General features: G+C 65.3%; 19 protein-coding genes. 9 read left to right on the top strand and 10 right to left on the bottom strand.

The genetic code is table 11. The features are described from left to right. Positions 1 to 186: hypothetical protein (locus tag F6X61_RS27030; protein ID WP_178125852.1), on the top strand; the 186-nt coding region annotated here is incomplete at its 5' end. A 207-nt stretch (positions 187 to 393) separates the two neighbouring features. Here F6X61_RS27030 and ribBA read toward each other — a convergent pair. Continuing rightward, positions 394 to 1,515, bottom strand: a complete 1,122-nt coding sequence (gene ribBA, locus F6X61_RS19480; protein WP_153788003.1) for a bifunctional 3,4-dihydroxy-2-butanone-4-phosphate synthase/GTP cyclohydrolase II — start codon at positions 1,513 to 1,515, stop codon at positions 394 to 396. A 78-nt stretch (positions 1,516 to 1,593) separates the two neighbouring features. On the opposite strand from ribBA, the gene F6X61_RS19475 reads away from it, so the two are divergent. After that, on the top strand, positions 1,594 to 1,887 hold the full coding sequence (locus F6X61_RS19475; RefSeq protein WP_153788002.1) for a DUF1330 domain-containing protein: 294 nt from the start codon (positions 1,594 to 1,596) through the stop codon (positions 1,885 to 1,887). A gap of 121 nt (positions 1,888 to 2,008) precedes the next feature. Here the strand turns inward: F6X61_RS19475 and F6X61_RS19470 are convergent, their stop codons facing one another. Continuing rightward, positions 2,009 to 2,998: a TerC family protein gene (locus tag F6X61_RS19470; protein WP_153788001.1), complete on the bottom strand. Its 990-nt coding sequence runs from the start codon at positions 2,996 to 2,998 to the stop codon at positions 2,009 to 2,011. Between the two features lie 325 nt (positions 2,999 to 3,323). On the opposite strand from F6X61_RS19470, the gene F6X61_RS19465 reads away from it, so the two are divergent. Beyond that, on the top strand, positions 3,324 to 5,558 hold the full coding sequence (locus F6X61_RS19465; RefSeq protein ID WP_256671386.1) for a TonB-dependent siderophore receptor: 2,235 nt from the start codon (positions 3,324 to 3,326) through the stop codon (positions 5,556 to 5,558). Between the two features lie 55 nt (positions 5,559 to 5,613). Here the strand turns inward: F6X61_RS19465 and F6X61_RS19460 are convergent, their stop codons facing one another. Next, complete coding sequence (locus F6X61_RS19460) at positions 5,614 to 6,273, bottom strand: DUF3313 domain-containing protein (RefSeq protein WP_153788000.1); 660 nt, start codon at positions 6,271 to 6,273, stop codon at positions 5,614 to 5,616. After that, on the bottom strand, positions 6,270 to 6,578 hold the full coding sequence (locus F6X61_RS19455; protein ID WP_153787999.1) for a hypothetical protein: 309 nt from the start codon (positions 6,576 to 6,578) through the stop codon (positions 6,270 to 6,272). Before F6X61_RS19455 ends, F6X61_RS19460 begins: the two co-directional genes overlap by 4 nt. A 158-nt stretch (positions 6,579 to 6,736) precedes the next feature. On the opposite strand from F6X61_RS19455, the gene F6X61_RS19450 reads away from it, so the two are divergent. Next, a complete protein-coding gene (locus tag F6X61_RS19450; RefSeq protein WP_178125851.1) occupies positions 6,737 to 7,444 on the top strand; it encodes a response regulator in 708 nt (235 codons plus the stop codon). Further along, complete coding sequence (locus F6X61_RS19445) at positions 7,441 to 8,775, top strand: ATP-binding protein (RefSeq protein WP_153787997.1); 1,335 nt, start codon at positions 7,441 to 7,443, stop codon at positions 8,773 to 8,775. Before F6X61_RS19450 ends, F6X61_RS19445 begins: the two co-directional genes overlap by 4 nt. A 3-nt stretch (positions 8,776 to 8,778) precedes the next feature. On the opposite strand, the gene F6X61_RS19440 is transcribed toward F6X61_RS19445, so the two are convergent. Together F6X61_RS19440 and F6X61_RS19435 are read right to left on the bottom strand one after the other, a co-directional pair. Continuing rightward, positions 8,779 to 10,086: a substrate-binding domain-containing protein gene (locus F6X61_RS19440; RefSeq protein WP_153787996.1), complete on the bottom strand. Its 1,308-nt coding sequence runs from the start codon at positions 10,084 to 10,086 to the stop codon at positions 8,779 to 8,781. Positions 10,087 to 10,272: 186 nt separating this feature from the next. Further along, a complete protein-coding gene (locus tag F6X61_RS19435) occupies positions 10,273 to 11,670 on the bottom strand; it encodes a cytosine permease (protein WP_153787995.1) in 1,398 nt (465 codons plus the stop codon). A 262-nt stretch (positions 11,671 to 11,932) separates the two neighbouring features. Here F6X61_RS19435 and F6X61_RS19430 point away from each other — a divergent pair, with 262 nt between their 5' ends. The 4 genes from F6X61_RS19430 (at position 11,933) to F6X61_RS19415 (ending at position 14,051) form a co-directional block, all read left to right on the top strand. After that, complete coding sequence (locus F6X61_RS19430) at positions 11,933 to 12,817, top strand: EamA family transporter (protein WP_153787994.1); 885 nt, start codon at positions 11,933 to 11,935, stop codon at positions 12,815 to 12,817. A 138-nt stretch (positions 12,818 to 12,955) separates the two neighbouring features. Further along, positions 12,956 to 13,276 (top strand): YbjQ family protein, encoded by a 321-nt coding sequence (locus F6X61_RS19425; RefSeq protein ID WP_110995759.1) that lies wholly within the window; start codon positions 12,956 to 12,958, stop codon positions 13,274 to 13,276. A 140-nt stretch (positions 13,277 to 13,416) separates the two neighbouring features. Further along, positions 13,417 to 13,605 (top strand): hypothetical protein, encoded by a 189-nt coding sequence (locus tag F6X61_RS19420; protein ID WP_125463870.1) that lies wholly within the window; start codon positions 13,417 to 13,419, stop codon positions 13,603 to 13,605. Between the two features lie 140 nt (positions 13,606 to 13,745). Further along, entirely contained in the window at positions 13,746 to 14,051 is a 306-nt protein-coding gene (locus tag F6X61_RS19415; protein WP_153787993.1) for a hypothetical protein, read from the top strand. Here F6X61_RS19415 and F6X61_RS19410 read toward each other — a convergent pair. The 4 genes from F6X61_RS19410 to ampC form a co-directional block, all read right to left on the bottom strand. Continuing rightward, positions 14,042 to 14,464 carry a group II truncated hemoglobin gene (locus F6X61_RS19410; protein WP_153787992.1) on the bottom strand — a complete coding sequence of 141 codons (423 nt, stop codon included), beginning with the start codon at positions 14,462 to 14,464 and terminating at the stop codon, positions 14,042 to 14,044. The genes F6X61_RS19415 and F6X61_RS19410 overlap by 10 nt on opposite strands. Positions 14,465 to 14,560: 96 nt before the next feature. Next, complete coding sequence (locus tag F6X61_RS19405) at positions 14,561 to 14,893, bottom strand: hypothetical protein (protein ID WP_110995763.1); 333 nt, start codon at positions 14,891 to 14,893, stop codon at positions 14,561 to 14,563. A gap of 308 nt (positions 14,894 to 15,201) precedes the next feature. Beyond that, on the bottom strand, positions 15,202 to 15,825 hold the full coding sequence (locus F6X61_RS19400) for a glutathione S-transferase family protein (RefSeq protein ID WP_153787991.1): 624 nt from the start codon (positions 15,823 to 15,825) through the stop codon (positions 15,202 to 15,204). 2 nt (positions 15,826 to 15,827) lie between these two features. Beyond that, positions 15,828 to 16,967: a class C beta-lactamase gene (gene ampC / locus F6X61_RS19395; protein WP_153787990.1), complete on the bottom strand. Its 1,140-nt coding sequence runs from the start codon at positions 16,965 to 16,967 to the stop codon at positions 15,828 to 15,830. Positions 16,968 to 17,032: the final 65 nt, after the last annotated feature.

The following is a 17,032-nucleotide window of genomic DNA, read 5'->3' as shown; positions in this document are numbered from 1 at the left end:
CCGCAACTGGCCGAAGCCTTGGCGCGGTGGCAGGCGCAGGTCGGCAACACCCGTGTCGAGCCATTGGCCATGGCGCCGGCGGAGCGTGCCTCGAGGGTGCCGGAGATCAAGGTAGTCACCTCCGACGAGATCTTCGCCATGCTCGACGCCCAGAGCGATCCGAATGACCCTCTGAACCTGATATGAAAACGGTTCTTCACGGATTACCGGGAACCTCATTGCTGATCTTCAGGAAATGGAATTCGCTGTCCCGGTAACCGCAGGCCATGCACCGCACAAGCCTGAATCCAGTGGGAGCAACTGGCTTGCTCGCAATTTGCAGACCTTGCGCAATCGCGGGGCAAGTCGCATCGGCGCACCGCCGCTCCCACGGGTTGGTTGCGAGGGCGTGCTTCAGCTAAGCATCCCGGGCTCGAACGGAATGCTCTGCACCACCTCCAGCTCATAGCCGGCAAGGCCTGCATACTTGAGCGGCGGCCCCAGATGGCGAAGCTTGCCCACACCCAGATCCTGCAGAATCTGCGCGCCGGTACCGACTTCCGAATACACCTTCGACTGGCCACGCTGGTAGGGCCGTAGCGGCTGGGTCAGCTGCGGTACACGTTCCAGCAGCGCCTGGGAAGACTCATGGTTGGCAAGGATCACCACCACCCCGGCGCCTTCCGCGGCCACCTTCTGCAGCGCCGCCCACAGGGTCCAGTTGGCGGGGCCTGCATACTCGGCACCGACCAGGTCGCGTAGCGGGTCGATCACATGCACGCGCACCAGCGTCGGCTGCTCGCGGCGAATGTCACCCATGACCATGGCCATGTGCACACCGCCCTCGATGCGGTCTTCATAGGTGACCAGGCGGAAAGTGCCGTGCACGGTGGGCAGTTCGCGCTCGCCGATGCGCTTGATGGTCTGCTCGGTGCTCAGGCGGTAGTGGATCAGGTCGGCGATGGTACCGATCTTGATCCCGTGACGGGAGGCGAACACTTCCAGGTCCGGGCGCCGGGCCATGGTGCCGTCGTCGTTGAGCACTTCGACGATCACCGAGGCCGGGGTGAAGCCGGCCAGGCGTGCCAGGTCGCAGCCGGCCTCGGTATGGCCGGCGCGGGTCAGCACACCGCCTTCGCGGGCGCGCAGGGGGAAGATGTGGCCGGGTTGCACCAGGTCTTCCGGGCGGGCATCGGGGGCCATGGCGGCGGCCACGGTGCGGGCCCGGTCGGCAGCGGAGATGCCGGTGGTGACGCCGCTGGCGGCCTCGATCGACACGGTGAAGGCGGTGCTGAACACGCTGCCGTTGGCCGGCACCATCTGCTCGAGGCCCAGGCGCTGGCAGTGTTCGTCGGTGAGGGTCAGGCAGATCAGGCCACGCGCCTCGCGGGCCATGAAGTTGATGGCCTGGGCGTCGCAACGCTCGGCGGCGATCAGCAGGTCGCCCTCGTTTTCGCGGTCTTCGTCATCCACCAGCAGGACCATCTTGCCCTGCCGGTAGTCCTCGAGGAGTTCTTCGATGCTGTTGAATGCCATGCTGCACGCTCACGGTGGTCGGGTGAATTTTATGGTATACCATCATACACAAATATCCCTGAAGCAGGAGTACGACAGATGAAGGCTTACTGGATCGCCCATGTGGACGTCAGCGACCCGCAGCAGTACCAGCAGTACACCCAGCGCGCCCCGGCGGCGTTCGTTGCCTTCGGTGGGCGCTTTCTTGCCCGGGGCGGGCGCAGCGAGGCGATGGAGGGGCGGCCCACTCCTCAGCGTAGCGTGGTGATCGAGTTCGATTCATATGAGCAGGCGCTGGCGTGCTATCGCTCGGACCTGTATCAGGAGGCTTGCCGCCACCGCCAGGGGGTGGCGAAGGCGGAGGTGATCATCGTCGAGGGGTTTGAGCCTTGATGCTTGAACGGGGGTACTGGGGCTGCTTCGCAGCCCTTCGCGGGTAAACCCGCTCCCACATTGGCCTGCGTTGTCCCTGTGGGAGCGGGTTTACCCGCGAAGGGCCGCAAGGCGGCCCCATTCACACATCTTCTTTCGCCTGCCCTCGGGTCCGCAGCAGCGACAACAGCACCCCGCCCAGCAACAGCCCGAACGTCACCCCCAGCGACACCCCAGCCGGCACCTTGCCCACCATCCCGTGCCAGAAGATCTTGCAGCCGATGAAGATGAGCACCATCGCCAGCGCGTACTTGAGGTAGACGAAGCGGTGCATCAGCGCCGCCAGGGCGAAGTACAGCGAGCGCAGGCCGAGGATGGCGAAGATGTTCGAGGTGTAGACGATGAACGGGTCCTGGGTGATGGCGAAAATCGCCGGCACGCTGTCGACGGCAAACACCAGGTCGGCCAGCTCGATCAGCACCAGGGCGAGGAACAGCGGTGTGGCGTAGCGGATGGCCTGTTGCTCGCCGGGCGGGGTGAGCCGCACGAAAAAGCGCGGGCCGTGGATCTGTTCGGTGACCCGCATGTGCCGACGCACGAAACGCAGCACCGGGTTGTTGGCCAGGTCCGGGTGGCTGTCGTCTTTCGACAGCGCCATCTTCACCCCGGTGAACAGCAGGAAGGCGCCGAAGATGTACAACACCCAGGCAAAGTGCTGCACCAGTGCCGCGCCCACGCCGATCATGATCGCCCGCAACACCACCACCCCGAGGATGCCCCAGAACAGCACGCGGTGCTGGTAGCGGCGGGGGATGGCGAAGAAACTGAAAATCATCGCCATGACGAACACGTTGTCCATCGACAACGATTGTTCAACCAGGAACCCGGTGTAGAACTCCAGCGCCGACTGCGCGCCCAGCTCGTGCCAGACCCACACGCCAAACAGCACGCCGACACTGAAGTAGCCGGAATACAGCAGCAGGCTTTCGCGCATTTCGATCTCGCGTTCCTGGCGGTGCAGCACACCCAGGTCGAGCACGAGCAAGGCGATGACGATCGCGATGAACACCAGCCACAACCAGGTGCTGGTGCCGAGGAATGGGTTAACGAGAAATGCATGCAGAGCTGTCATGAGCCCCTCCTTGATTGTCGACGTTGCCAGGCAACAGTGATTCCGACATGGCGGCGCAAACCGTCAGAGGGGCCCGGCATCACATGCTCTTGAGGCTAGTCCTGAATGCCGGGGATGCCGATGGCAGGGCTGTTACATTTCTTTTCCAGTCAGATAATTATTACGAATCATTAGCAATTGTAAAAATTTCGTAAAAACCCTAGGATGCGCCGCAGCCGTCGCAGAACGGGCGCGCCACTTGGCGCAGCGCATCTACAACCATAAAAAATGTCAGTGATTAGCCCCTTACGTAGCGAGCTTCACAACACACTAGGGGTCGACAAGCGTGCAACAGCAGCACTCTCTGAACACGGTTCAAGGGGCAGGGAACGCCACCACCGTCCGCCAGCGCCATCCACTGGCCCTGGCCATTCTCGCCGCCACCCTCGCCACGCCCGCCGGCATGGCCTGGGCCGAGCAGGCCGGCGGCACGGGCACCCTGGAGCTGGGCGCCACCGCCATCACCGATTCGTCGCTGGGTGAAACCACCGAAGGCAGCGGCTCCTACACCACCGGCGCCACCCGCACCGCCACGCGCATGGCGCTGTCGCCGCGCGAGACGCCGCAGTCGGTGAGCGTGATCACCCGTCAGCAGATGGATGACCAGAACCTCACCAGCATCAGCGATGTCCTGGGCAAGACCCCGGGTGTCACCGTCAACAAGCTCGACAGCAACCGCGCCAGCTTCAAGGCCCGTGGCTTCGACATCGACAACTTCCAGATCGATGGCATCCCGGCGGCCTTCCGTTTCGGCAACGGCATCGACCAGACCGACATGGTCATCTACGACCGGGTGGAGGTGCTGCGTGGCTCCACAGGCCTGCTCAGTGGCTTCGGCAGCCCCTCGGCGACCGTCAACCTGGTACGCAAGCGGCCTACCCGCGATCTGTCGGGCTATGTGTCGCTGGGTGCCGGCAGCTGGGACACCTACCGCGGTGAGTTCGACATCGGTGGCGCGCTGACCCCCGAAGGCAATGTGCGTGGACGCTTCGTCACCGCCTATGAAGACGGCCAGTCGTTCATGGACAACCTGTCCGAGAAGAAGCAGGTGATGTACGGCATCGTCGAAGCCGACTTGAGCGAGGACACCTTGCTCAGTGTGGGCCTGAGCCGCCAGACCAACCGCCCGGAGGGTTCCTCCTGGGGGCCATCGACACCCCTGTTGGACAACAAGGGCAATGAGTTCGGCATGTCGCGCTCGTTCAACCCGGGCGCCAAGTGGAGCGCCTGGGACAACACCGCCGACAACCTGTTCGTCACCCTCGAGCAGCGCCTGGCCAACGACTGGACCCTCAAGGCCTCGGCCACCCGCAGCGAGACCGATTCGCCGATAACCCTCGGTTCTGCGGCCAGTGGTTATCCGGATTCGGCCACCGGTGCCGGCATGGGCGTGTGGCTGGGGCGCTACCGCTACCAAACCGACCAGAACGCCTATGACTTGTATGCCAGCGGGCCGTTCCAGATGCTCGGCCGTGAACACGAGCTGGTGGCCGGTATCTCCCACCGCGACACCCGGGCCCATGAAGAGAACTGGCCGTTCCTGTTCGGCAGCGCCAACATCTACCAATGGAGCGGCGACTACCCCGAACAGGATTGGGGCCGCCCGTTGTCGAAAGTCGACACCCGTCTGCGTGAAGATGCCGCCTACCTGACCGGTCGATTCAAACCCACCGACCGGCTCTCGATCATCCTCGGCGGGCGTCTGTCCAACTGGCAGCTCGACAGCACCCGCCTGGACACCACCAGCGGCGAGCGCAGCAAGACCCAGGACCTGGAAGAGAACGGCGTGGTAGTGCCCTATGCCGGCCTGGTCTACGACCTGGACGACACCTGGTCGGTGTACGGCAGCTACACCAGCATCTTCAAGCCGCACGAAAGCGAGCAGGACGCCAGCGGCAAGATGATCGAGCCGGAGGAGGGCGATGCCTACGAACTGGGCCTGAAGGGCGAGTTCTTCGATGGCCGTCTGAACGCCAGCCTGGCCGTGTTCGAAGTGCAGCAGGACAACCTGGCAGAGCTGGACCGTACCGACCCGATCACCAACCGCGGCATCTACCGCTCGATCCAGGGCGCCAAGACCCGAGGCTTCGAGCTTGAGCTGGCGGGTGAGTTGACGCCGAACTGGCAGGTGCAAGGCGGATTCACCCACCGCATCACCCGCGATGGCGAGCACGACAAGATCTCCACCATCGAACCGGAGAACCTGCTGCGCCTGTCCACCAGCTACAGCCTGCCCGGGGTATGGAACAAGCTGACCGTGGGTGGCTCGGCCAACTGGCAGAGCAAGGTGTGGAAGGACCTCGACAGCCCGGTGGTGGCTGACCAGACCATTCGCTACACCCAGTCGGACTACCTGATCCTCGACGCCATGGCCCGTTACCAGGTGACCGAGCAGCTGTCGGTGACCCTAAACGGCAACAACCTCACCGACAAGAAGTACTTCAACAACCTGGGCTTCTATAACGGTGGCTTCTACGGTGATCCGCGCAACTTCATGCTGACCACCCGCTACGCCTTCTGAGCCTGGCCTCGCCTGTTGCGCACGTATCGGGGTTGCCCGGTGCGTGCGCAGTCAATCAGCGATGGTTGACGGCATACGCCTGGCGCACATCGCTGGCCCAGCCATCGAGCACCGCCTTGACGTTGTCGGCGGTCATCTGCTGGCGGTCGTTTTCCAGCGGCACGCCAGTGCCGCTGAGGACCGCCGCGCCGATCAGCCTGCCGCTGGTGCCCGCCTCGAAACGCAGCTCGCTGGCAATTTCACTGTCCAGGTCGCGCCAGCCTGCGGCGCTGCTGACCCCGGCCGCCACCAGGGTGACCGGCAGCCATTCATAGAAGTGCAAACCTTGGGTATGGGCATCGACCCGGCTGATGACCGGCCTGATCACCAGGGTGTTCGGGCCAGGGCGCTCGACCACGGTCATGACCTTGCCCAGCTCGTTGCGCAGCGCCGCGTCGTAGTAGCCGGTAATGCTGGCCAGCGTGCTCTGCGGGATGCGTGCGGTTGGCGCGGGCGCAGGGTATAGCCGGCTCGGTGCGAGGTACACCTGGATATAGCGGCCGCGCGGCAGTTTCGGGTCGACCCAGGTCAGGGCGGTGCCGCCCGAAGGGGTCGGGTGCGGGCTCAGCACGCTGTAGTCCGGCAGGAAACCGGCAGGCGGCGGCGTCTTGCTGCTACATGCAGACAGGCCTAAGACGCAGGTCAGCAGCACGGCACAGGCAGGATTACGCTTCATGGCTGGCCCCCGGCTGTGGCGGCCGCCGGGTCCTGTGGCGAATGCTCGATGTGCAGTTGCCCCTTGACCATCATCCAGTGGATGAGTTCGTTCGCCGTCACCGTATGGCTGTACTCCACCCATTCGCCGTGCGCCGGGCTGTAATGTTCGAAGTAGCGCCGCAGGACGATCTGGCCGTTGTGCTCGCCCAGTTCAAGGCTCGCCTGCTGGATGGTCAGGGCTGCGCCGTCGCCACGGGTGCTGGTGCGCTGGTTGAGGATCAGGGCAGGGCCCTCGGTGCTGGTGCTGCGGTGCGAGACGTTCATCGGTGCCCCCTGGTGGTCGAAGGCCTGCAGGGTGCCCCAGGATGTTTGCCGGCGAATGTCGGCGTGATGTCCACACTGTAGAAATGTTACGCGGTTGAAATAAATGACCGCAGCCGCGCAATGGTTTTAGATACGCCCTTTTTCTGGACCAAGTGACCGTGAGCAGACTGCTGATCGTCGACGACGACGTGGAAATCCTGGCCCTGCTGAAGCAGTTCTTCATGCAGCATGCCTACGAGGTCGAGTTGGCCGCCGACGGCCAGGCCATGTGGGCGGCCATTGCCCGGCAAGCCCCGGACATCATCATCCTCGACCTGATGCTGCCGGGCGAGGGTGGCCTGAGCCTGTGCCAGAAGGTCCGGGCCCAGACCGGCATCCCGATCGTCATGCTCACCGCCATGGCCGAGCTGAGCGACCGTATCGTCGGCCTGGAACTGGGCGCCGACGACTACCTGACCAAACCCTTCGACCCGCGTGAGCTGCTCGCCCGCCTGCGCGCCGTGCAGCGCCGGGCCGGTGGCCAGTTGCCCCGTGCCGAGGCCGTGCGCCCGCTGATCGGCTTCGCCGGCTGGCAGCTGGATGTCACCTGTCGCGAGCTGCGTTCGCCCGAGCAGGTGATGATCCCGTTGTCCGGTGCCGAGTTCGACCTGCTGGTGGTGTTCCTCGAGCACCCGCAGCGCATCCTCACCCGCGAGCAACTGATCGACCTGACCCGTGGCCAGGGGCATGACGCCTTCGACCGCAGCATCGACGTGCAGGTCAGCCGGCTGCGGCGCAAGATCGAGCCGGACAGCAAGCGGCCGGACTTGATCCGCACCGTGCGCAACGGCGGCTACCTGTTCACTGCCAAGGTCACCCGCTCATGATCGGCCGCTTGTTGCGACGCGACACCCTGCGCTGGCGGATCGCCCTGACCATCTTCGCCGCCATGCTGGCGTCGCTGGCGCTCAATGCGCTGTTCGTCCAGGTGGCCGGCATCTGGGCTCGCCCGCCGATCGAGCGCACCGGCCTGCTCGAACAGATCGCCGTGACCACGCGCCTGCTGGAGGCGGCGCCGGTACCCTTGCGCGGGCAACTGGCGCAGGCGGCGAGCAACCCGGCCTTGCAGGTGACCTGGAGCGATCAGCGTGACGCACTCGGGCTGCCTGCCGCAGGCATGCCAGTGGAGGCCGAGCGGATCCCGGCGTTGCGGCCATTGCTGGGGCAGGGCCGGACGATCGAGGCGTTCAACCCCTCGGATTGGCCTGCGGGCAGTGCCGAGGCGCATTACGGCGCACTGGTGCGCCTGGCCGACGGCAGCTGGCTGGAGTTCGTCCCGCCCGAGCGCAGCTGGGGGCTTAGTGCGCCGGCACGGATTGCGGTGATCCTCGGCCTGGGGCTGATCGCCACGTTGCTGGTGGCCTGGCTGGCCACGCGGCAACTGGCCAACCCGCTGCAGCGCTTTGCCAGCGCGGCGCGGCGCTTCGGCGGCGACCTGCAGGCCCCGCCCATCGCCGTCGAGGGGCCGCAGGAAATCCGCCAGGCCATCGTCGCGTTCAACACCATGCAGGCGCAGATCCAGCATTTCGTGCGCGAGCGCACCCAGATGCTCGCGGCCATTTCCCATGACCTGCGTGCCCCCCTGACGCGTCTGCGCCTGCGCAGCGAGTTCATGGAGGACCTGGAGCACCAGCGCAAGCTGGTGCGCGATGTCGACGAGATGCAATCGATGATCAACGCTGCCCTGGCGTTCTTCCGCGAAGGCACGCAACTGGAGCAGGCGACGGTGTTCGACTTGTCCGAGCTGTTGCAGACCATCCTCGACGACTACTGCGACCAGCATATCGACGTCGACTTCAGTGGCCCCGCACATCTGGTGCACTGGGGCCGGCCATTGGCGCTCAAGCGGGTGGTGGTCAACCTGCTGGAGAACGCGATCAAGTACGCGCGCGCCCCGCGCATCGCCCTGAGCCGTGAGGCCCATAGGGTATTGATCGAGATTAGCGATGAGGGGCCGGGCATCCCCGAAGCGGCATTGCAGCAGGTGTTCGAGCCGTTCTTCCGCCTGGAAGGCTCACGCAACCGGCATACCGGCGGCGTCGGGCTCGGCTTGTCGGCGGCGCGGGCGATGGTGCGCGAGCAGGGTGGCGAGCTGACCTTGCACAACTGCCGGGGCGCGGGGCTGATGGCGCGGATCGAACTGCCGGACTACCGCTGAGGCTCAGTACACCCAGACCTCGACCCGGCGGTTGCGCAAGCGCCCCTGTTCCAGGTCGTTGCCCGCGACCGGCAGCTCGTCGCCCATGCCGGTCACTTCCTTGACCTCCACGCCCTGGCGCGCCAGTTCGCGGCGTACAGCCATGGCCCGCAGGCGCGAGAGCAGGGCGGCGCGCCCCGGGGTTTCCTTGGGGTCGCCGAAACCCACCAGCACGGCCTTGCGCTGCAGCTTGCCGGCCTGGCGCAGGTAGTCGCCGACCCGCTGCACATCGCGCAGGGCCTTGTTGTCGAGGCCGGCGCTGCCCTCCTGGAAACGGAAGTTGACCGTCAGGCGGCTGGCTTCGCGGGCAAGGTTCAGGTAGCGCACCGGCATGTCCGCTTGTGCCGGCACCGGCAGCGCCTTGATCTGCTGCGAAACGAAGCCCTGCTCGGCGACGATGGCCTGGCCGGCGGGGCTCTGGGCAAACTCGGCCAGGGCCCGGGCCTGGGGGATCGCGTTGGCCGGCAGGTAGAAGAACAGGCGCCGCGACAGCGGGTAGTCCTCGCTGGCCACCAGCGCGCGGCTGGGCGGCAGGGCGGCGGCGTCACCGTCGGCCACCGCCATTACCTTGGCCCCGTGCACCGTGGCCAGGCCGCTGAAACCGATGGCCTGGCGGTCGGCCTTGACCTGTTCGGCCAGGGCGTCGGCGGATTCGAAGCGCCGGGCCTGGGCCGACAGTTCGCCGTGGCGTGGGTCGAGCACCAGTGCCTTGAAGGTTTCGAAGGTGCCCGAGCGGTCGTCGCGGGCATACAGGTGGATAGCGCCGCCGGGCACCCCCAACTGCTCCCAGCGTGACAGCTGGCCGGAGAAGATCTGCGCCAGTTGCACGGTGGTCAGTTGCGCCAGCGGGTTGTCGGGGTGGACGATGACCGCCACGCCATCCAGGCCAATCACCTGTTCCGAGCCGCCGCCGCGCAGGTCGCCCAAGGCTTGCAGCTGCTGCGCTTCGAGGTCGTTGATCGGCCGCGAGGCGGCGGCCAGGTCGGCGTCGCCCCGGGCCAGGGCGGCAAAGCCGGTGCTCGAACCGTGGGCGGCGATGTCGATGCGCAGCGGCTGACCGTTGCGGCTCTGGGCGCGGATCACGATCTCGTTGACCGCCGCGCCGGGCTGACTGTCGATCGCACTGGCGCCTTGCGCCTGCAACAGCCCGCGCACCAGCGCCGGGGCCAATACGGCGCCGATGGTGTTGGAGCCCTGGAGGCGCAGTTGCACGGGCTCGGCCATGGCAAGCGTAGGGAGCAGGCAGAGCAGAAGGGGGAGCAGGCGGTGCATGCCGGGGACCTTTGGCACAGAGTTGCGCCGCAGATTACGACAGTGGCGTGACTGTTGGATGACAGGGGCGGCAGGTGGCTTTTGATGCCTTCAGGTGTATGGCGACAGGTTTGCAGCGCTCTCAAGATCGAGCGCCGCAGAAACATCGGCGGGCACCTGGAAGCCCTCATCCAATATCCCGCCAAATCACCGCGCCTCAGGCACGATGATATGCGCCGGCGCCTCACCGGCCCGCCGGCGGGCAACGCAGTAATACAGCACGCTCGGCACCACCAGTCCGATCAACCAGGACACATCCACCCCGCCCAGGTGCGCGACCATGGGCCCGGTGTACAGCTTGGTATCGATGAACGGCATCTGCACCAGCACACCGAAGGTGTACACGCTGATCCCCGGCCAGTTCCAGCGGCCATAGCGGCCGTCGGGGTCGGCCAGTGCCGGGATGTCGTAGCGTTCCTTGGTGATGAAGTAGTAATCCACCAGGTTCACCGCACTCCAGGGCACGAAGAAGGTCAGCAGGAACAGGATGAACGACTTGAACGCCGTAAGGAACGAGTGCTGGCCGAGCAGGGCGACCAGCGTGGCGGCCCCGACGATACCGAGCACGAACACCAGGCGCTGGGCGCGGCTGATCTCAAGGTGGCCACGGAAACCGCTGATGATCGTGGCGATGCACATGAAGCTGCCGTAGCTGTTGAGCGTCGAGATGGTCACCTTGCCGAACGCGATGCAGAAGTACAGCAGCGCCGCGGTAGTACCGGCACCGCCCAGGCCGACGATGTAGGCCACTTCACGCCCGGAGAACTGCCCGCCGGCGATGGCGACGGCGAACACCCCCAGGACCATCGAGGCCTGGGCGCCGAGCACCGAACCCAGACCTGCGGCGAGGAAGGTCCTGAGTGGCGAGGTGTTGCTGGGCAGGTAGCGCGAATAGTCGGCCACATAGGGGCCGAAGGCGATCTGCCAGGACGCCGCCAGGGAGACCGCGAGCAGGAAGGTCGCCCAGCTGAAATGGCGGTTGGCCAGCAGTTCGCTGATGTCTGCCAGCATCAGGATGCGGCTGAACAGATAGACGAAGGCGATGATCCCCAGCACGCTGGCCACGCGGCCGATCCAGTGAATCACCCGGTAGCCGGCCAGGGTCGCCAGCACGATCACCCCGGCGAACAGCAGAATGCCGGTGCTGTCGCTGACGCTGAGCAACTGGCCGATGGCCTGGCCGGACAGCACCGTACCGGTGGCGGTAAAGCCCATGTACATCAGGCACACCAGCACCATGGGGATGGCTGCGCCGTAGACCCCGAACTGCACACGGCTGGAGATCATCTGCGGCAGCCCCAGGCGCGGACCCTGGGCGGCATGCAGGGCCATCACCGCGCCGCCGATCAGCTGGCCGATGAACAGGCCGATCAACGACCAGAACACATCGCCGCCGAGCACCACGGCCAAGGCGCCGGTGACGATCGCGGTAATCTGCAGGTTGGCACCCAGCCACAGGGTGAACTGGCTGTAGACGCGTCCATGGCGTTCGGCTTCGGGAATGTAGTCGATCGAGCGCCGCTCGATCACAGGTTTGCTGGACATCGGGGAGGGCTCCGCTTCGTTGTTTTTGTGAAGGGCGGCGGCTATCGGCGGGACGCAGGGCGGATGGCCGAGGCTTGATATGAGCATGTCTATACAAGTTCGGTCAAGTGAAGCTTGGGGCCAGTTTTTCTTGCTTTCCTGGAGCCGATACAGCGCACTGTTACGTAAGGTCGGCACACAACTGTGCTGGTTCCTGAACCTGCAATCGCCTTATGCTGTAACGAAATATGTCTAGAACAAGCCTGCAGAAGGAAAGCGTGCCATGCCACTCAAGGACCTGCTGATCGCCCTGGTGGTGATCATCGCCTGGGGCGTCAATTTCGTGGTCATCAAGGTCGGCCTCGACGGTCTGCCGCCGATGCTGCTGGGTGCCTTGCGCTTTCTGCTGGTGGCGTTTCCGGCAGTGTTGCTGGTGCGGCGTCCGAATTTGCCGTGGCGCTGGCTGATCGCCTACGGCGCGACCATATCCCTGGGGCAGTTCGCCTTTCTGTTCCAGGCCATGTACAGCGGCATGCCGCCGGGGCTGGCATCGCTGGTGCTGCAGTCGCAGGCGTTCTTCACCCTTGGTTTCGCCGCGCTGTTCCTTGGTGAGCGGCTGCGCCTGGCCAGTGTGCTTGGGCTGCTGGTGGCGGCCGGTGGGCTGGCGGTGATCGGCAGCGAGCACAGCAGCCACGTGCCGCTGATAGCCTTGCTGCTGACCCTGTGCGGCGGCGCCATGTGGGGCATGGGCAACATCATCACCCGGCGCTTCGGCAAGGTCGACCTGGTGGCGTTGGTGATCTGGGGCGGGCTGATCCCGCCGCTGCCATTCCTGGCGCTGTCGTGGTGGCTGGAAGGGCCGGAGCTGATCGCCCATGCACTGCTCAACATCAGCTGGAGCTCGGTGCTGGCCCTGGCCTACCTGGCGTTCGTCGCCACCATGATCGGCTACAGCCTGTGGAGCACGCTGCTGTCGCGCCACCCGGCGGGCAAGGTGGCGCCGTTCTCGCTGCTGGTGCCGGTGATCGGCCTGAGTTCCTCGGCGCTGCTGCTGGGCGAGCGCTTGAGCGAGATGCAGATCTGGGGTGGCCTGCTGGTGATGCTGGGGCTGCTGATCAATGTGTTCGGGCCACGGCTGGGGCAGCGCTTGAAGGCGGCCAGCGCGTAGGGTTTCAGCGGGCATAGGTCGGTATTACGGGGTTGGTGCGGTAGCAACTGTCTTGTATTGCTTGTTCTGACCTCATCGCCGGCAAGCCGCATACGCTCTGTTAGACTCGGCCTTTTTGCCATGTCAACGGAGCAGCCCATGATCATCTCTACCACCAGCCAACTCGAAGGCCGCCCGGTTGCCGAGTACCTCGGCGTGGTCAGCGCCGAATCGGTGCAAGGGATCAACTTCGTGCGTGATTTCTTCGCACGCTTTCGCGACGTCTTCGGCGGTCGTTCGCAGACCCTGGAAGGCGCACTGAAGCTGGCCCGCGAGCAGGCCACCGAGGAGCTGCAGGCGCGGGCACGGCAGTTGCAAGCCGATGCAGTGCTGGGTGTGGACTTCGAGATCAGCATGCCATCGGTGCAGGGCGGCATGGTCGTGGTGTTCGCCACCGGCACGGCGGTGCGCCTGAAATAGCAATGTGCCATTGGTCGGGCAAGGGTGTTTTGTCCGACTGGTCTGCAAATGACCGGCTAGTCTCACTTCATCAGGCCGCCGCTTCACTTGGGCAAACACGCTGTTTGCCGGCACGGTCAGCATTGGAGGGAGTCACGGGCATGAACGAATCCTACGTCGAAGACTTGAACGATTCATTTCCGATCAACAATCAGGTGTGGTGCGGCCAGTCGGCGTTCAGGCTGGGTTTCGCCAACATGACCCTGGATGAGTCGGAGCAGCTGCAACCGGCGCACCTGCAGCGTGCCAAGAAGGGGCGCTTCACCCCGCGGCTACCACCGAAAAAGTAAACCTGCACAGCGAACACCCCGCCCAACGGCGGGGTTTTTTTTGCATTCCTTGATCCTGCGCATGGCAACGCAGGGTCGTGCTCGTCGCAGGCCCGCCACTGTGCTTTGCTTGCGCGATTCACTCACGGAGTACCGATTCAATGCGTATCAGGGAAGAAACCTACTGGCAGTGGGCCGACCCACAGTTGCACAGCCGCAGCCACGACGAGGCACTGAGCGACGGCACCTGCATCGAGGTGCAGGTGCGTCTGTCGCGCCTGGGTGCCACGCAGATGTTCCTTGGGGTGTATGCCCAGGGTGGCAGGGCGCTGGTGGAGGAGTACTACCCGGCGCGCCCCGGCGAAACCATGACCCGCGCGCTGGTGTGGGGCGTGGACCGGGCCCGCGCCCTGGCCACGGGGGCCGTGCCGCTGCCCGTGCAGGCGCCGCGCCGGCTTCAGGCCTGAGGGTGGCGGTTGCGGCTGGCCTGGACGATGCGTTCGGCGGGCACCCGTAGCTGGCGCAACAGGTATTCGGCAAAGTCGACGGGCCAGGGTTGCAGGGCAATGGCCCGGGCCATGCAGTCCAGCCACTGCGCGCTGTGGCTTTGGTCGATTGGCCATTGCGCGTGGAATGACGGAATGGCGATCGAGCCATACCGTTCGCTGTACAGGCGCGGCCCACCCAGCCAGCCACTCAGAAAGCACGCCAGCTTGTCGCGCGAAGCAGACAGGTCGTGCGGGTGCATGCGCCGCAGGGGCGCGGCCTCCGGCCGTTCATCCATCAACCGATAGAAATCGTCGACCAGCCGGCGCAGGCCATCGATGCCGCCAGCGGCTTGGTAGGAGGCATCGTCGGTGCCGTAGGTGGGGGTGTTCATCGGGCGCTCCGCTTCAGTAAGGCGGGCATTCTAGCAGGCATGAAAAAGCCCGGCCTTGCGGGGCCGGGCTCAAGCTGTGGTGGACGACGGGGGGTGTCAGTTCAACGTGTCGATCACCTTGACTGCCTGGTGCTCACGGGCACCGGGCCATTCTTGTTGCAGGGTCTGCAGCACGCGGCCGACGAAACCGGTGTCGGCGGCGGCCTTCTTGCCGACGTAGCCCTGGCCACGGCGGTAGACCTTGAAACGGGCGCGCATGCTGGGCATGTGCGATTCGAATTCGTTTTCGACCGTGTTCGGCGGCAGACGGTCCAGGCGTACTTCACCGGACTGGCTGACCCACAGCAGATGGTCGTCGAGGCTGTCCTTGCGCGCGGCGAACAGCTGGGCCAATTGGTCGATGGTTGGATTGTTGTTCAAGTTCATCATAAAGCCCCCATTACCCTATTCGTTGGGTGAAGTTCGTTGTGAAGTTCACATTCGGCGCCACAACATGTAGCGCACTAACCAAAGCTGCTACAGCAGCATCGCAACAGGGGCTTTCTCACGCTGCCTTCTGGGCAGTTTCCCTCTCCACGGACGGCCTGCGTTACCGCGCAAGCCGTCTGGAACACCCTTGCCACCGCTCCCGATCAGGGAGACGGCCTCATCATGCCCAAGGCCCGGGAAGTGCGTCAATAGGTTTGTAGTGAATATTTTTAGTCACTACATGTTGTCCGACAATCCTGCATTTGCTGTCAGACCAAGCCGTTATCGCCGTGTTCAAGGAAGCCCGGGCGCTCCCGCAGCCGGGCATGGTAGGCCTCCAGCGCCGGCAGCGGCGGGTGCTCCAGCGGGGTGCGGCGCCAGCGGTTGAGCGACAGGCCGATGACCACGTCGGCCAGGCTGAAATCGCTACCGGCGATGTAGGCGCCAGTGACCTGCAGGCGCTGCTCGATCAGGCCCATCCTGGCGGTCCACAAAGCGCTGCTGGCGGCCAGCTGTGCCGGGTCCTGGTGGGCTGGCGACTGGCGCACCAGCGACATGAACGGGTAGCGCCAGGCGTCGTTGAGGTCGGTGGCCTGCCAGTCCAGCCACTGGTCCACGGCGGCCCGGGCGCGTGGCGCCGACGGGTAGAGGTGGCCGCCGTCGTACTGGTTGACCAGGTAGCGCAGGATGCTGTTGGACTCCCACAGCACAAAATCGCCATCGACGATCACCGGCACCATGGCGTTGGGGTTCAGGGCCAGGAACGCCGGCGTGTCGGTGGCCTGGAAGCCGCTGCCCCAGTCTTCGCGCTGGTAGGGCAGGTTGAGTTCGGCGCAGGTCCACAGCACCTTGCGTACGTTGATCGACGAAGCCTTGCCGAGGATCTTCAACATGCTCATTGCTCCAGGCTGGACAGGATGCGTTGCGCGGCGCGCACGCGCTCCTCGTTGGGGTAGTTGCGGTTGGCCAGCAGGACGATGCCCAACTGCTTGGCGGGCACGAAGGCGGCGTATGCACCGAAGCCACTGGTAGCGCCGGTCTTGTTGTACCAGGCTGCAGGTTCGGCAGGCTCTGCTGGGCTCAAGGCATGGGTGGCCTGGGGCTCGCGGATCATCTTCGCGCCGTTGCCGGCCAGCAGGGTGTCGAGCGTAACCGGATAGGGGTAGCGCTCCCAGCCCAGGCCCTGGGTCATCGCGCCGACCTGGAAGTAGCCGCCCTGGGTGATGGCGATTGCCTTGCGCAGGGCCGGGTCCAGCTCGGCGGGCTGCACCTGCAACTGCACGTAGCGCAGCAGGTCGCTGGCGCTGGTCTTGATGCCGTAGGCCTGGTCGGCATACGGGCCCGGATTCACCCGCACGGGTTTGTCGGCCGCATCGTAGCCCTGGGCGTAGAGCCCGCGTTCCTTGGCCGGAACCTCAAGATAGGTGTGCTTGAGGCCCAGGCGTGGCAGCAGGTCCTGGGTCATCAGTTCGGCGAAAGGGCGCTGCTGCGAACGGGCGGCGAGGTCACCGAACAGGCCCAGGCTCGGGTTCGAATAGCAGCGCTGGGTGCCGTGCTCGGCAACGCGCTTCCAGTTCTGCAACCAGGCCAGGGTCTGCTCGGGCGTTTGCACCTCGTCCGGGAACTGCAGCGGCAGGCAATCGCCGCTGTAGGCGCCCAACTCCAGTACGCTGGCGCTGCCGATCGGGGCCTTGGCCAGGGCAGGCTGGTAGCGGCTGGCGGGGGCGTTGAGATCAAGCTTGCCTTCGGCGCTGGCCAGGGCGGCGAGGGTGGCGGTGAAGGTCTTGCTCAGCGAGCCGATTTCGAACAGGGTGTCGCGGGTCACGGCCTGCTTGTCGGCCTTGTTGGCCCAGCCATAGCTGAAGTAATGCGACTGGCCATTGGCGTAGACCGCCACGGCCATGCCGGCGATGCCTTGCTCGCGCATCAGCGGCTGGATGATGCCATCGACCTGGCTTTGCAGGTCATCGGCCAGCAGTGGTGGCGCCACGAGCGTCAGGGCGGCGGTAAGCAGTGCGTGGTGGGTGCGGATCATCGAAAGGGGCTGTCCTTGTCAGGGGCGGGGCGGTGGTGTCCGTTGCGCGACACTGGCAGGGGTTC

The sequence above is a fragment of the Pseudomonas sp. EMN2 genome, assembly GCF_009650555.1.
Classification (GTDB): domain Bacteria; phylum Pseudomonadota; class Gammaproteobacteria; order Pseudomonadales; family Pseudomonadaceae; genus Aquipseudomonas; species Aquipseudomonas sichuanensis.
This window is presented reverse-complemented; position numbering and strand designations above follow the sequence as displayed.

Excerpts from the sequence above, each read along its gene's own strand:
- F6X61_RS19405 (WP_110995763.1), bottom strand. The coding sequence starts at position 14,893 with ATGATGAACTTGAACAACAATCCAACCATCGACCAATTGGCCCAGCTG.
- F6X61_RS19400 (WP_153787991.1), bottom strand. The coding sequence starts at position 15,825 with ATGTTGAAGATCCTCGGCAAGGCTTCGTCGATCAACGTACGCAAGGTG.
- F6X61_RS19435 (WP_153787995.1), bottom strand. The coding sequence starts at position 11,670 with ATGTCCAGCAAACCTGTGATCGAGCGGCGCTCGATCGACTACATTCCC.
- F6X61_RS19430 (WP_153787994.1), top strand. The coding sequence starts at position 11,933 with ATGCCACTCAAGGACCTGCTGATCGCCCTGGTGGTGATCATCGCCTGG.
- F6X61_RS19460 (WP_153788000.1), bottom strand. The coding sequence starts at position 6,273 with ATGAAGCGTAATCCTGCCTGTGCCGTGCTGCTGACCTGCGTCTTAGGC.
- ampC (WP_153787990.1), bottom strand. The coding sequence starts at position 16,967 with ATGATCCGCACCCACCACGCACTGCTTACCGCCGCCCTGACGCTCGTG.
- F6X61_RS19425 (WP_110995759.1), top strand. The coding sequence starts at position 12,956 with ATGATCATCTCTACCACCAGCCAACTCGAAGGCCGCCCGGTTGCCGAG.
- F6X61_RS19415 (WP_153787993.1), top strand. The coding sequence starts at position 13,746 with ATGCGTATCAGGGAAGAAACCTACTGGCAGTGGGCCGACCCACAGTTG.
- F6X61_RS19420 (WP_125463870.1), top strand. The coding sequence starts at position 13,417 with ATGAACGAATCCTACGTCGAAGACTTGAACGATTCATTTCCGATCAAC.
- F6X61_RS19455 (WP_153787999.1), bottom strand. The coding sequence starts at position 6,578 with ATGAACGTCTCGCACCGCAGCACCAGCACCGAGGGCCCTGCCCTGATC.
- F6X61_RS19470 (WP_153788001.1), bottom strand. The coding sequence starts at position 2,998 with ATGACAGCTCTGCATGCATTTCTCGTTAACCCATTCCTCGGCACCAGC.
- F6X61_RS19445 (WP_153787997.1), top strand. The coding sequence starts at position 7,441 with ATGATCGGCCGCTTGTTGCGACGCGACACCCTGCGCTGGCGGATCGCC.
- F6X61_RS19475 (WP_153788002.1), top strand. The coding sequence starts at position 1,594 with ATGAAGGCTTACTGGATCGCCCATGTGGACGTCAGCGACCCGCAGCAG.
- F6X61_RS19440 (WP_153787996.1), bottom strand. The coding sequence starts at position 10,086 with ATGCACCGCCTGCTCCCCCTTCTGCTCTGCCTGCTCCCTACGCTTGCC.
- ribBA (WP_153788003.1), bottom strand. The coding sequence starts at position 1,515 with ATGGCATTCAACAGCATCGAAGAACTCCTCGAGGACTACCGGCAGGGC.
- F6X61_RS19410 (WP_153787992.1), bottom strand. The coding sequence starts at position 14,464 with ATGAACACCCCCACCTACGGCACCGACGATGCCTCCTACCAAGCCGCT.